The following is a 14,165-nucleotide window of genomic DNA, read 5'->3' as shown; positions in this document are numbered from 1 at the left end:
GTATTTCTTACCTCACTTTGGGTCAGCCACACGCAATCATGAGCTGCATAAATATTACGTGCAATCTGCACAATTATAAAAATTTATAAAACTCGAGGATTGTGGCCATGAATATCCAACTCGGAAGTGGCAATGAGAACTATACTACTACTAGTTCTGAAGACCACCTTGTTTTAGCCGGTGCAGGCAACGACACTATTATAACTGCTGCAGGCGATGATCGGCTCTACGGAGAAGCTGGGAATGACAGCCTAAGTGGTGGAGAAGGTGATGATTACCTGGATGGTGGCACTGGGGATGACATTTTGTCTGGTGGTGCCGGGCACAATGCTTACTTCTTCGACAGAGGCTATGACAAAGACGTTATTACCGACACTTCGGGTGATGATACCGTTCAGTTTGGCTCAGATATTACATTGGATCATATTAGAGTTGTCGCAGGCGGTTCTGAAAATCAGGACCTCTTAATCTACCTCATTGATCCAGAAAATCCGGATAAACCGCTCGATGAGATTACCGATATTCTAACAATCCGAAACGGAGCGCTCGATACCTCTCCATCAATGCAGTTTAAGTTTGCGGATGGCACGACCCTCTCTAACATCGCACTTAAAGAAGATGGACGTGCGAAACATTATGGCACTGCCGGAGATGATAATTTCATCGGTAGTACTGGCAGAGATGAAGTTTATGGCAGTGCTGGTGCGGACACAATTGATGGTAAAGAGGGCCATAATATTGTGAACTACCTTCTTTCAACTGAAGGTGTATCAGTGAACCTCGATACAGGCGTGATGACTGGTGGTTTCGCTGAAGGTGATCAACTTACCAATATTGATGCCATTATTGGTAGTTGGTATGACGATGTTCTCATCGGTGATGACAATGACAACTATTTATTTGCTCAAGCCGGTAACGACCATCTGGAAGGCGGTGCAGGAGACGATGAGCTGAATGCGTATGCCGATGGTTCCGACTATCTCGATGGTGGTGAAGGCAATGATACTGTCCGTTACCGTTGGTCCAGCTCTGCTGTCACAGTGGATCTGACAGATCAGTCCAACAACACAGGCGACGCTGCTGGAGATGTTTATGTCTCTATCGAAAACATTATGGGCACTGACAAGCATAGCGACCACTTAACTGGTGATGCTAATGCCAACAAGATCCATGGATACGGTGGCGATGACACCATCTTCGCTGGAGCTGGTGATGATACCGTTATCGCAGGTGATGGTAATGATGTGGTTGAAGGTGGTGCTGGGGACGATGCATTCTTCTTCAGATCAGACTTCGGCAACGACATCATTACAGACTTCACTGCTGGTGCCGGTTCTGAGGATGTGATCCAGTTCGCTGCTACATTCGATAGCGTTGCAGATGTCCTTGCAGCGGCAAGTGATGTTGGTGCGGATACTGTTATCTATGTGAATGATGACACTTCAATCACCCTGCAGAATATTTCTGTAGCTGATCTCCATGCTGATGATTTTGCATTCGTTTAAGTGATGGAAAATTGAACATTTATGAAACCCCAGCGGGTCTCCGCTGGGGTTTATTTTTTACAAGCAGCACCAGTCAAATAGACATTAACGATCACGATGAGCGGCAAGTTACGTATCACTGCTTAGATATAGATTTCGGGATTCTGATATTTTACCGGATTTCCCCAAAATTCTGAGATTTCTTTAATTTTGTATTTTTAGTCAGCCAAGCGCAACTTCTAAACTGCATTAATTTTATGTGTATTTTGCATATACATAAATATTTATGAAACTGAGGAAGAAAATGTCCAAGTATACAGAACTCGGTAATGGCAATGATTATTTTAGCGACTATGGGTACGATACAAATGTTGTCTTTGCAGGTGGTGGCAATGACACAGTAATTACTACTGATGGTCATGATCGCCTCTATGGTGAAGATGGAAATGACCGCCTGAGCGCAGGCAACGGTCACGACACTCTTAAAGGTGGAGATGGCAACGATACGCTCAGTGGTGGGGATGACAATGATAAACTTTATGGAAACAATGATGATGACCAACTAGCTGGTGAAAATGGCGATGATTACCTAGACGGAGGCAAAGGCGAAGACAGATTATTCGGCGGAGCTGGCGATGACACCTACATTTTCGACAAAGATTACGGTAAAGATAAAATCATCGAGACTTCAGGTAATGACACAGTTCGATTTGGTTATGGAATTTCACTTGAAAATATCAAAGTAGCTGTATCTGATGAACGTGCAGCTGATCTAAAAATCTATATCATAGATCCATCTAATCCAGACCAACCGCTCGATGAGATTGCTAATGTTCTGACTATTCAGGATGGGGCACGTGGTGGCTCCCCAATTGAGAAATTTGTGTTTTCGAATGGGACGACACTCTCGGATTTTTCCATCCAGGAAGACGGCAGAGTCAGATATCATGGCACTGATGGGAATGACACCTTCACAGGCTCTTCTGCTAATGAGGAAATCTATGGAAGCGCTGGCGCTGACACCATTGATGGCGGCGGCGGTCGCAATGGCATCAGATATACTCTCTCGGAAGAAGGTGTGAATGTCAATCTAGCTACCAACGAGAACACTGGCGGCCATGCAGAGGGCGATCATCTCACAAACATCAGTCTGGTTTTCGGGTCTCACTTTGATGACGTTATCGTCGGAGACGACGGAAATAACGGACTGTTTGGCTTTAGTGGCAACGACCGCCTAGAAGGCGGTGGCGGTGATGATGAGCTGAATGCTTATGGCTCTGGTGCTGATTATCTTGATGGTGGTGAAGGCAATGATACTGTCCGCTATCGTTGGTCTACGTCTGCTGTTACGGTGGATCTAACAGATCAGTCCAACAACACAGGTGATGCTGCTGGAGATGTTTATGTCTCTATCGAAAACGTTATGGGCACCGACAAGCATAGCGACCACTTAACTGGCGATGCTAATGCCAACAAGATCCATGGATACGGCGGTGATGACACCATCTTCGCTGGAGATGGTGATGATACCGTCATTGCAGGAGATGGTGATGATGTGATTGAAGGTGGTGCTGGGGACGATGCGTTCTTCTTCAGATCAGACTTCGGCAACGACATCATCACAGACTTCACCGCAGGTGCCGTTTCTGAGGATGTGATCCAGTTCGCTGCTACATTCGATAGCGTTGCAGATGTCCTTGCTGCAGCAAGTGATGTTGGTGCGGATACTGTTATCTATGTGAATGATGACACTTCAATCACCCTGCAGAATGTTTCTGTAGCTGATCTCCATGCTGATGATTTTGCATTCGTTTAAGTGGTGGTGAATTAGACTAATATGAGGCCTCGGCGTGTATTCGCCGGGGCTTTTTTATATTTCGCCCTGCTGATCTAACGTTTGACAATAGCGGATGAGTGACAGGACGCTTGGTTCTGCTTTGATGGGGTGTGTTGCCCTTGTGGGCGTTGATTATTTTCAATAGCTTCATGCTGATTGAAAGCAGGGTGACTTGAAGGACGCGGTGTGGGCAACGAGCAGGAAATAGCGAAGACGCTGGGGGTACGCAGTGATCTTCTTGTGGAACGGAGCGTTAGTGAGGTTGAGGTTCATCCAGACCGGATCATTTTGCGCATACCGGAAGAGCCTCATTACTGGGCTGGCAACATGGTGTTCTTCCGGGGTGACAAGGTTGAACCAGAAAAGCAAATTGCGCAGTTTCGTCAGGACCTTCCAAAGGCTGCACACACAATGTTCGGTTGGGATACGCCTGACATGACGATTGGGGCTGCACATACGCCTTTATCTGATCTTGGATACAAGTTGGAACAAATCGATGTGCTAAGCCTGACCGGGCCTTTGAACCGTGCTCCGGTGCCTGATGGGATCGATATCCGTCCTGTTCAGACTGATGAAGACTGGGAGCAAGTCATCGCGCTCCAAATCGACACTGCTGTTGATCAGGGCTATAACCGAGACAGTTTCGGGAACTACGCGCGGAGACGCTTTGAGAGCCGTCGCCGCCAGGTTAAAGCAGGATTGGCGAACTGGTTTGGCGCTTTTGATGGGGATCTCTTGGTTGCAGATCTGGGAATCTATACCGATGCAGCGGTTTCGCGTTTTCAGGAAGTTGAGACACGGCCCAGCCATCGCAAGCGCGGCATATGCGCGGCTCTCGTTACCGCTGGTGTCGACTGGGCTAAGGCGCAGGCACCTGCTACCATACCTGTCTTACAAGCTCACAGTGACGGCCCGGCAGGCCGGATCTATCGGCGTTGTGGCTTTGAGCATCGCGAAACGCTTGTTCTTGCGATCCTTCCACCCCAAGGCACCTTTGAGCGTCCGGCTGACACTGCATAGCAATCGTACGAGGTGACTGGTGCATTAAGCCCCCTCACCTCGTCATCCATTTCAGCAGAACTTCTACTAGCTCTTCACAGGGCGCACCAAAGCCTCGCGTTTGGCCTCAACGATGTCCCGGCAACAGCAGCCTTCGAGGTGATCATTGACCATGCCCATAGCTTGCATGAAGGCGTAGACGGTGGTTGGGCCGACGAAGGACCATCCGCGTTTTTTGAGATCTTTGGAAATGGCCGTGGAGATTTCGGTTTTGCCGAGTGTCTTCAGGTTGGCGTAATCACAGGTCTCAGGGCGTTGATCCGGGGCTGGTTCCCACTTCCAGAAGTAAGCTGCGAGTGAACCGAACTCTTCACGCATTTCCAGTGCACGATTGGCGTTGTTGATGGTGGAGTTGATCTTGCCGCGGTGGCGGATGATGCCTGCATCCTGAACAAGGCGCTCGATGTCATTTTGTGTAAACTTTGCGACCTTCTCAAAGTCAAAACCTGCAAAGCCGGCGCGGAAATTCTCGCGTTTGCGCAGGATAGTGATCCAAGACAGGCCTGACTGGAAACCTTCAAGGCAGATCTTTTCAAAGAGGCGGATGTCGTTGGTGACCGGATGCCCCCACTCATCGTCATGATAGGCCTGATAGAATGGATCTCCCCCATGCCACCAGCAGCGGTCTTTGCCATCTTCTCCGCGGATCAGTCCTTCAGCAATCGGTGTTGAGTTCTGGTCCATTGCCTTGCCCTTCTTGGTCAATTGTCTTTGCGGAGTCTTGTTGGACGACCATCAGTCAGTCTCACTAACCCGCTCAAAATGTTTATGTTATGTTCTCTCATAAAGCATTGGCTTGCCAAAATAGCAAGCCATCTGCAATTCACTTTTCAGACAGATCAATCGAACAAAGCGTCAATATCATCCTGTGTCACGGTACCAGCTTCCACATCCAAAGCCGGACCATGAAGCAGTGCGGAATCATCGCCCTCTTTATCAGAGGCAATACGATCACTGATCTCCTTGAAGCTTTCAATACCGCCCCATATCTCAATCATGCGAATGATGCGCTCTTCGACGAATGACAAGGTGTTCACCACCTTGCTGATGCGCTGGCCAGTCAGATCCTGGAAGTTACAGGCTTCAAAAATCGACACCACTTGCTCATGAATATCAGTGACAAGGCCTTCATGCTCACTTGGGACCATTGGCATGACCGTTGCTGCGCTCTGGTCGATGACCTCAGCTGCGGTCAGGATTTGCTCTGTCGCCCCTTCGGTGCCAGATACAATCGCGCCCAGCTCCAATGTCACGCGGCCACGCTCGTCATTATCGACGCTGGCCTTGTTGTGAAGAGCAGCAATTTCATTCTTGGTCTCAGCGATTGCCTGATAAATCGCATCCAGCTCACCCTTGAGCTTTGCGGCCTCGCCGATTTCCTCACGCAGTTCTTCTGCGACGCGTCGGGACAGTTCTTGTGGGTCAGTTGCGGGAGATCCTACCAACTCCTTCAAGCTGGCAATTTCTTCCATGATCTGCTGGTGACGCAACTCTTCACCATTGTCCTGAATCGGAGTGCTTACTTCGGTGCGTTTGCTACGCACTCCGAACTGAGCCTCTGCACGAAAGGTTTTTCTTACAACTGACATCCCAACCCCGAACTCATGAAGCCAATACGCTTCCTAATGAGGACCACACCGTCGCTACTCCTGTCCGGCGATGCACCCTCTTTTGTTTTCCGCCCTTTCTTCGCAAACTGGCACAGGCTTACGAAGACAGGCTCTCAATTACAGGTTTTAAATAGCAATCCCGGTCACAAGACGCGTCCATGCACCCATGAGTAAGATGGGCACGATTCGCACTCCTGCACGCCGGTCACTACTCACATACTTCTTAGAGTGTTAATTATTACCTTAGATTTATCAGCATTGATTTTTAAGGATAAATTCGACGATTGGCCGCATAACCCAGTAACAATTGGTTAACCTTAGTTTGAACTAGCATTAATTACATTGATAATTTTAACGATTATTGGAACTGCAACTCCTAGTTTTCCCGAGGACATCGGGTCATTGGCAAGGTCCAGAGGAGTGTGGAATGTTTGGAGCAACGGCAAAAAGCAAAGCAAACTGGTTTGTTACTTTGTTCGGCGTAGGTAGCTTAGTTTGTGCGTTTGGTACTGCTGCGCAAGCAGAGTACAAGCCGCGCGCCTCTGCACCTCCACTTGTCCTTAGCCCTGATCTTGCAAATCCGTGGGTTGTGCAAATCCCGCGATCCCAAGCCAAGGCCGTCCAGAACCTTCGTGGATCTGCAAAACAAGCAAGACGGCCGCGTACGACATCAAAGCGGTATGATCGCCGTGTTCCCAAACAATTCTTGCCGACGACAGTGAGCTACAACACCTCGTATTCACCGGGATCTGTCGTGATCGATACGACATCACGATATCTTTACCTGGTGCAAAGCAATGGCAAGGCCCGCCGTTATGGTGTTGGTGTTGGCCGTCCAGGTTTTGAATGGGCTGGCGTTCACAAAGTTACCCGTAAGCGCGAGTGGCCAGACTGGAGGCCACCTGCTGAGATGCTGAAACGGCAACCAAGCCTCCCCCGTTACATGCCGGGCGGGCCGCGTAACCCATTGGGCGCGCGTGCACTTTATCTGGGCTCAACGCTTTACCGTATTCATGGGTCGAATGAACCATGGACGATTGGCCAAGCAGTTTCTTCCGGCTGCATTCGTATGAGAAACGAAGATGTGGCGGAGCTGTATAATATGGTTCCGTTTGGCGCAAAGGTCTATGTGCGCTAGACATGCACGTTTGTTGCAATCCTGGGTACAGGAACCTATGATAAGGTAACAACTTCAAGTTGCTTGCCGTACCCCAGTTAACGGCAAAGCATCAAAAAATAAAGGTCTGTCTTTAAACAGACTTATTATGTGAATGTGCCGTTGCTGACCATCTGATTGAGGGACTTTTCCCCCAGGCCACATCTGTGTGTTTTGGGAGTGCCGCGTATGTGTACCAAGAAGAATGGACTAGTCATCAGCAAGGACGAAGTGGTCGCAACTCTTTCCAGTATTTTGTCCAGCCCCAACTTCAGGCGAAGCCCGAAACTAACTGCCCTCCTGACATTTCTCGTCGAGCGTAAACTCTCCAAACAGGAAGAAGACCTCAAAGAGCAAGTTATTGGACAGAGGGTCTTCAATTTATCTGAGGGATTTAATCCGCGTGAAAACCCAATTGTGCGGGTCAACATCTCGCGCTTGCGGTCTCTTCTGCGGGGTTACAACGACGCACACCCTGATGCCCATCACATGCAGATCCGGTTGCCGGACATGGGCTATGTACCTGTTTTTGAGTGTCTACGACCAGTTGTTGACGGAGTTGATGAAGAGAGCAACACCTCTCCTTCACAACACACGAGCGAGGAACGCTCACCCATTGAGCTGCTGAATGAGCCTTTGAACTCTGAAGACATCACCCAGATCCGTGGTGTTCTGGAGGATTGCCTGAAAGACCAGGGACCATCACTCAATCGGTATACACTTGCAGCCATCCTGCTTGGCTGTTTCGCCAGTATGCTGAGCCTGTTGCTACTCGCTCACGAGACTGGTTTGGTTTTTGCTGGAGATTGGCATACCCAAGTCGTCGCGGTTACGCCCGGCGCAGTTGAAGTGGTTCAACTCCCCCCTCAATTAGCCAAGGAGCTTCGCCAGTTAGAAGGTGAAATTGGCGGGAAAGTCAGTTGCAGGATCCACTCTGAAGACCACATCCACGTCGAGTAGAGGAGCTCGCCCCTCCTCAACCTTTCATTAGTTGCTTGCAAGTTGTTGCGGTTTTGGACCACCGTAGGCCCAATCCAGAAGCTCGATGCTATGGATGACCGGGATTTGGGTGCCGCTGGAGATTTGGGTGATGCAGCCGATGTTGCCGGTGGCGACGAGGTCTGGCTGGGTAGCTTCCAGATTGCTTACTTTGCGGTCTCGCAGAGCAGTGGCAATTTTGGGCTGCATGATGTTGTAGGTACCAGCCGACCCACAGCAAAGGTGACCTTCCAGAGGTTCTTTGACTGTGAAGCCAGCATTTTGTAGCAGCTTCTTCGGTTGCCAGGTGATCTTCTGGCCATGTTGCATGGAGCAGGCAGAGTGGTAGGCGATGGTCAGCTCTTCGTGCGGCTGTGCTTCGCCCAAATCCTGTTCAATCAGAAACTCAACGATATCCTTCGACATCTGCGAGATTTGTTGAGCTTTCGCGGCGTATTGCGGGTCATCGCGCAACATGAAGCCATAGTCTTTGATGGTGGTACCACAGCCAGACGCGGTGATGATAACAGAATCGAGCCCCTCATCTTCCATCTCTCTCATCCATGCATCAATGTTGGCTTTGGCCTGTTCGTTAGAGGCTTCTTCCTTGCCCATATGATGAACGAGCGCACCACAACAGCCCTCGCCTTTCGGGAAGACCACTTCATAGCCGATGCGGGTAAGTAAGCGGGTAGCTGCATCATTGATCGACGGGGCAAGGACGCTTTGTGCGCAACCTTTCAGGATGGCGACACGGCCTCTCTTCTGCACTTTCGGCGCAATGGTTTCCTGTCCTGCAAACTGGGAGGGCATTGCAGATTTGGTCGGAGCCAGCGCCAGAAGGGTACCCAGCTTTGCAAGCGTGCCGCCGCATTTCTTCATGAGCCCAGCAAGTGGGCGACCATAGAAGGCGGCTGCGATGGCAAGACGGAAACGGCCCGGTTTGGGAAGAATGGCCTGTAGCACTGCTCTGAGCAGCCGGTCTTGCAACGGACGCTTGTAGGTGCGTTCGATATGGATGCGAGCGTGATCCACCAGATGCATGTAGTTCACACCCGAAGGGCATGTGGTCATGCAAGACAAGCAGGACAGGCAGCGGTCGATATGCTTGACCGTTTTGGCATCTGCAGGGCGGTCGTTTTCCAGCATCTCTTTGATGAGATAGATGCGACCACGTGGACTGTCCAGCTCATCTCCCAGCAGCGCGAAGGTCGGGCACGTTGCGGTACAAAACCCGCAGTGCACACATTTGCGCAGGATCTGTTCGGAGACTGCTGTCGCGCTATCTTTGAGTTGTTCTGGTGTAAAGTTGGTTTGCATGACCTAGATCCCCGCGTACATTCGGCCCGGATTGAGGATTCCGTGTGGATCAAACTGTGCTTTTAGACGTTTTGAAAGACCCATTAACGTCTCTGCTTGCGGCTGGAAGACATCAACACTGGCACGGAGTTCAACACTCCCTCTCAGGAGCGTTGCGTGTCCACCTCCGTTTTCCGTGATGATCCGGCGCAGAGGAACATCATGAGGTCCTTCACCTTCCATTTCTACCCAGACAAGACCACCAGCCCAATCCATCATCCATCTGATCGCAAATCGTTTTTCCAGCTCAGCAATCACTTGTTGGCCTGCAGTCGGGGAGACCGAAAGCTTCCAGAGCGGCTTGTCACTTCCGGCAAACGGAATGAGGTCACGCAGATCACCCCAAGTTTTGCGGGAGGCCTGCCCTTCAATGAGCTCCTGCGATGGAAAGCGTTTCAGGATGCTACGAAGCTTATCCAAACGATATTCGATGGAAACGGGAATGCCTTCCAGTCTGAGTAAGGTGATGGAATGTTCTTGTGAAAGCGGGCAGAAGCCTTTGGGCAGATGAGCTGCGGAAGAAACCTCTGCTGAAGAACCCATGGCTTCTGACATGGCACTGGATGCTTCTTGCGAGGTCAGGCCTAGCAATACGAAGGTGCATTCTTTGGCTGCTCGTGGGAGGACTTTGATGGAGAAACTTGTGGCAACGGCGAGAGTGCCCCATGAGGAGCAGAAGCCGCGTGACAGATCATAACCGGTCACGTTTTTCACTACGCGCCCACCTGCCTTGAAGATCTCACCACGCCCAGAAACAGCTTCCAGACCAAGCACATGGTCGCGCGCCGCACCGGCTTTGAGGCGACGTGGGCCAGACAGGTTTGTTGCCAAAACACCGCCGATGGTGCCTGCCTGAACTGGCACTCCCAAAACAGCACTGAGATCTGCCGGTTCAAAGGGGAGTTCCTGATTATGCTCCTTCAAGAGGGTCTGAACGTCCGTCAGTGACGTGCCCGCCTTGACCGTGAGCACCAGTTCTGCCGGTTCATAGTCGATCACGCCAGCAATGCCGTCTACGCGCAGCGTATGCGCGGACTGCACTGCCCTGCCCCAGTTGCGTTTGGAGCCACTGCCGATCACTTCCAGCGGAGTTCGCTCGGCGGCGGCCCATTTGACGACCGCCTCCAACTCCTCAGCTGTTGTTGGGTGGAAACCCTCTCCCATGGTTTCGTCCTGTTCTCTTGTCTTAGGATCACGCTCTAGAAGCGTGGAATATCCGGGAATGGCAACTGGCCTTGATGTACGTGCATGAAGCCAAGCTCCGCACAGCGATGCAGGACCGGGAACATCTTGCCCGGATTGAGAAGCTGCTTCTCATCAAACGCGCACTTCACGCGTTGCTGCTGTTTCAGGTCATCCTCAGAGTACATTTCCGGCATGAGATCGCGTTTCTCAATCCCGACGCCATGTTCTCCTGTGAGGACACCGCCCACTTTTACGCAGAGGCGCAGGATATCTGCGCCAAAGGCTTCTGCTGCTGCCAGCTCGCCGGGAATATTAGCGTCATAAAGAATGAGTGGATGCAAGTTTCCATCACCTGCGTGGAACACGTTAGCGACGCGTAACCCGTGTTTTTCGCTCAGCTCCTGCATCTCTTGCAGGACTTGTGGCAGAGCTGCGCGTGGGATGGTGCCGTCCATGCACAAATAATCCGGCGAGATGCGACCGACCGCCGGGAACGCAGCCTTACGCCCTGCCCAGAATGTATTGCGCTCCTCTTCTGACTGAGAGACGTGCAGGTAAGATGAGCCATTCTTTTCTGCGATTGCACTGACGCGCTTGAGCAGATCGTCAACCTCAGCCTCAGGTCCATCCAGTTCCACGATCATGAGGGCGTCAACATCCAGCGGATATCCTGCATGTACGAAGTCCTCGGCAGCATCAATGGCGAGCTTGTCCATAAGCTCCATGCCACCGGGAATAATGCCCGCTCCGATGATTTCAGCAACACATTTGCCTGCTTCTTCCGAGCTTGGGAAGCCGATGAGTGCAGCGCGTGCTGTTTCCGGTTTTTGTAAAACGCGGACAGTGACTTCAGTGACAATGGCAAGCAATCCTTCGGACCCTGTAAGCAGGGCCAGCAAGTCGTAGGCCTCAGAATCCAGATGTTTGCCGCCGAGGCGGATCACCTCTCCAGTGATGAGAACGATTTCCAGCCCCAACAGGTTGTTGGTGGTCAAACCGTATTTGAGGGAGTGCACGCCGCCGGAGTTTTCTGCGATGTTACCGCCAATGGAACAGGCGATTTGAGAAGACGGATCAGGAGCATAATAGAAGCCATCCTGCTGAACAGCCGTCGTAATCCCCAGGTTGGTTACACCCGGCTGGGTCACAACTGCCCGGTTTTCCAGATCTATTTCCAAAATCCGGTTAAATTTCATCATGGACAGCAAAACGCCGTCTTCCAACGGCAATGCACCGCCAGACAGGGAGGTCCCGGCGCCACGAGGCACCACTTTTACATCATTGTCGTAACAGTACTTGAGCACTCTCGAGACTTGATCCACCGTCTCAGGCAAGACCACAACAAGCGGCAGTTGGCGGTATGCCGTCAAGGCATCCGTCTCATAGGGACGCATCTCGATTTCATCGCAGATAACACCTTCTCCACGCACGATTTTTTGCAAATCAGCGACGATTTTGGAGCGCTTTCTTAATGTTTCCTGTGACGGTTTTGGCATCGCGATCGCTGCCATCAGGCCTCCCTCCTGAGTTGTGATTTGAAACTATATTTCCAAGCCACCAACCCAACCGTACTTACTGAATACAATAGCTGAGACTCTCATAATTTATGCAAAGATAAAAGCCGCATTAAGTCTATTGTCGCCCACAAAACAACGGCTTCAGTTTTTGGTGAGTTTGACGCAAAGCAAGTTATTTTCAGTCGTTTATGCTTATGATCAATTCCGTCCGCGACAATATGCCGTAACAATATATACGAAGGTAACGTCGAATCTATGGGAACTGCCCCATGAGTTAGACTATGTTGTTCTCTATTCGCGGTTATCTCTTAGGATATAGTGGGAAGGATAAAATATGAAGCAGTTTGGCGTCGTTGCAGCGCTTGCATTGCTGTTGAGTTCCGGTGCGGCCTTCGCTGAAGGCGATGTTGCTAAGGGCGCAAAAGTTTTCAAAAAATGTAAGGCTTGTCATGCTGTTGGTGAAAAAGCCAAGAACAAGGTAGGACCTAAACTCAACGGCATCATCGATGCTGGTTGGGGTGAAGTCGAAGGCTACAAGTATTCCAAGCCTCTTCTGGCAGGTAAAGAAGAAGGTAAAGCTTGGGACGCCGCTACCCTGGACGCATACCTTACAAAACCGAAGAAAGTTATCCCGAAAGGTAAGATGGCTTTCGCTGGTCTTAAGAAAGAAACTCAGCGTCAGGACGTTATTGCGTACCTCGCTCAGTTCAATAAAGACGGCTCCAAGAAATAATTGGATTCCAGAGATTCTAAAGATCGGGGGTCGCAGTTCTGCGGCCCTTTTTTATTTGCTGGTATGTTGGTGAGTGGCTTAAGCCTTACGCACCATCTTGTTTGCAAGGATCGGAATGCCGTTATAGTCGGTCATGAACTCGCTGGTAATGACAAATCCAAATTGCTCATAGAGCCGCTTGGCCGGTAGGTTGGATTTAGCAACATAGAGAGTTGCCTCCCCCTCAGCCCTCTCCAGCATGTGTTGCATGAGCGTTCTACCAATGCCAGTTCCCCGCCTTTTGGGATGTATAAAGAGGGCCGTGATCTCAGACTGGTCCAGTGCGGCATAAGTCTTCAAACCGTCCTGCTCAAACACAAACACCCTCGAGTTCCTAAAGCCCTCCAACCGCTTCAAATCTTGATCCAACGGTAGCAACTGGAACCTCTGATCCTCATAGATCAATTCATCCAACTTACTTGCAGCGTAGATATCAAGAACAGCGGGAAAGTCGGTTTCTCGGTAAGATCTGATGGTCATTGGGGCTCTATTGTCAGGCTCTCACTCGTATTGTTTAGACACTTCTTCGAGCCAACGATGGTCTGAAAGTCCACGTGGGTATAGCTCTTTTTGAATCTGCACTTGCTGTATGACTTGATCAATGATTTTTTGTAGCGATGGGGAAGGAGTTTCGGTAGGAACAGGCACTGTTCGTCCTAAACTGCTCGTAATCACAAGACCACGCTTTGGATCAAGACCTTCTTTTATCTGTTTTCTTATGACAAAATCTTGCAGTTCAGCTTCATTTAAGCGAACGTAGGAATAGGTTGGGTCAGTATTGGGAATGTCAATGAGCGTTCAAAATTGATCCGGCATCATCATTTAAAATTGACCCACCTTGGTTGGCACAAATCCAGCAGGCGAACAGCTCTCATCTAGCAGGTTCGTCTGCTGGCTTTGTGCCAACCAAGGCTTATTAGTTTTGGGACTTTTTGCTCTGGGCAAAGCGGAAGGATGTATTACCCGTTTCGATAATTGAGCAATGATGGGTGATCCTGTCTAGCAGCGCGGTCGTCATCTTGGCATCTGCGAAGACGGATACCCACTCGCCGAATTCTAGGTTTGTGGTGATAATGACACTGGTTTTCTCATAGAGCTTGCTGATGAGGTGGAACAGGAGTGCACCGCCGGACTTGGGGAACGGGATGTAGCCCAACTCGTCGATGATGACGCAATCCAGTGATGTCAGTTGACGGATGATTTTCCCG

The 14,165-nt window shown here is 50.3% G+C and carries 13 protein-coding genes; 6 read left to right on the top strand and 7 right to left on the bottom strand.

Annotated features, from left to right (window positions below; translation table 11 throughout):
* Positions 1-107 precede the first annotated feature (107 nt).
* From PsAD37_RS29370 to PsAD37_RS06420, 3 genes are all read left to right on the top strand, one after another.
* Entirely contained in the window at positions 108-1,505 is a 1,398-nt protein-coding gene (locus tag PsAD37_RS29370; protein WP_063295450.1) for a calcium-binding protein, read from the top strand.
* 283 nt (positions 1,506-1,788) lie between these two features.
* Positions 1,789-3,300: a calcium-binding protein gene (locus tag PsAD37_RS06425; RefSeq protein WP_193778226.1), complete on the top strand. Its 1,512-nt coding sequence runs from the start codon at positions 1,789-1,791 to the stop codon at positions 3,298-3,300.
* Positions 3,301-3,507: 207 nt separating this feature from the next.
* Complete coding sequence (locus PsAD37_RS06420) at positions 3,508-4,341, top strand: GNAT family N-acetyltransferase (RefSeq protein WP_208991736.1); 834 nt, start codon at positions 3,508-3,510, stop codon at positions 4,339-4,341.
* 66 nt (positions 4,342-4,407) lie between these two features.
* Here PsAD37_RS06420 and PsAD37_RS06415 read toward each other — a convergent pair whose 3' ends face one another.
* Together PsAD37_RS06415 and PsAD37_RS06410 are read right to left on the bottom strand one after the other, a co-directional pair.
* Positions 4,408-5,064, bottom strand: coding sequence for a DNA-3-methyladenine glycosylase I (locus tag PsAD37_RS06415; RefSeq protein WP_082826904.1), 657 nt, complete (start codon positions 5,062-5,064; stop codon positions 4,408-4,410).
* 155 nt (positions 5,065-5,219) lie between these two features.
* Positions 5,220-5,969: a protein phosphatase CheZ gene (locus PsAD37_RS06410; RefSeq protein ID WP_063287144.1), complete on the bottom strand. Its 750-nt coding sequence runs from the start codon at positions 5,967-5,969 to the stop codon at positions 5,220-5,222.
* Between the two features lie 448 nt (positions 5,970-6,417).
* Between PsAD37_RS06410 and PsAD37_RS06405 the strand changes: the two genes are divergently transcribed.
* Both PsAD37_RS06405 and PsAD37_RS06400 read left to right on the top strand, forming a co-directional pair.
* A complete protein-coding gene (locus PsAD37_RS06405) occupies positions 6,418-7,128 on the top strand; it encodes a L,D-transpeptidase (protein ID WP_063295449.1) in 711 nt (236 codons plus the stop codon).
* Between the two features lie 207 nt (positions 7,129-7,335).
* Entirely contained in the window at positions 7,336-8,106 is a 771-nt protein-coding gene (locus PsAD37_RS06400; RefSeq protein WP_063295448.1) for a hypothetical protein, read from the top strand.
* Positions 8,107-8,133: 27 nt separating this feature from the next.
* Here PsAD37_RS06400 and glcF read toward each other — a convergent pair whose 3' ends face one another.
* From glcF to PsAD37_RS06385, 3 genes are read right to left on the bottom strand one after another with little or no spacing between them, the layout of a single operon-like run.
* Positions 8,134-9,444 carry a glycolate oxidase subunit GlcF gene (gene glcF / locus PsAD37_RS06395; RefSeq protein ID WP_063295447.1) on the bottom strand — a complete coding sequence of 437 codons (1,311 nt, stop codon included), beginning with the start codon at positions 9,442-9,444 and terminating at the stop codon, positions 8,134-8,136.
* Between the two features lie 3 nt (positions 9,445-9,447).
* Positions 9,448-10,647: a glycolate oxidase subunit GlcE gene (glcE, locus tag PsAD37_RS06390; RefSeq protein WP_063295446.1), complete on the bottom strand. Its 1,200-nt coding sequence runs from the start codon at positions 10,645-10,647 to the stop codon at positions 9,448-9,450.
* A 35-nt stretch (positions 10,648-10,682) separates the two neighbouring features.
* On the bottom strand, positions 10,683-12,179 hold the full coding sequence (locus tag PsAD37_RS06385; protein WP_063295445.1) for an FAD-linked oxidase C-terminal domain-containing protein: 1,497 nt from the start codon (positions 12,177-12,179) through the stop codon (positions 10,683-10,685).
* 340 nt (positions 12,180-12,519) lie between these two features.
* Between PsAD37_RS06385 and PsAD37_RS06380 the strand changes: the two genes are divergently transcribed.
* Complete coding sequence (locus tag PsAD37_RS06380; RefSeq protein WP_057463750.1) at positions 12,520-12,918, top strand: cytochrome c family protein; 399 nt, start codon at positions 12,520-12,522, stop codon at positions 12,916-12,918.
* Between the two features lie 78 nt (positions 12,919-12,996).
* Here PsAD37_RS06380 and PsAD37_RS06375 read toward each other — a convergent pair whose 3' ends face one another.
* Both PsAD37_RS06375 and PsAD37_RS06370 read right to left on the bottom strand, forming a co-directional pair.
* A complete protein-coding gene (locus PsAD37_RS06375) occupies positions 12,997-13,437 on the bottom strand; it encodes a GNAT family N-acetyltransferase (RefSeq protein ID WP_063295444.1) in 441 nt (146 codons plus the stop codon).
* A 436-nt stretch (positions 13,438-13,873) separates the two neighbouring features.
* Positions 13,874-14,165: ATP-binding protein (locus PsAD37_RS06370; protein WP_193778225.1), on the bottom strand; the 292-nt coding region annotated here is incomplete at its 5' end.

The organism is Pseudovibrio sp. Ad37, assembly GCF_001623075.1.
GTDB lineage: Bacteria > Pseudomonadota > Alphaproteobacteria > Rhizobiales > Stappiaceae > Pseudovibrio.
Note: the sequence above shows the minus strand (reverse complement) of the source record. Positions and strands in the feature narration are given on the sequence as shown.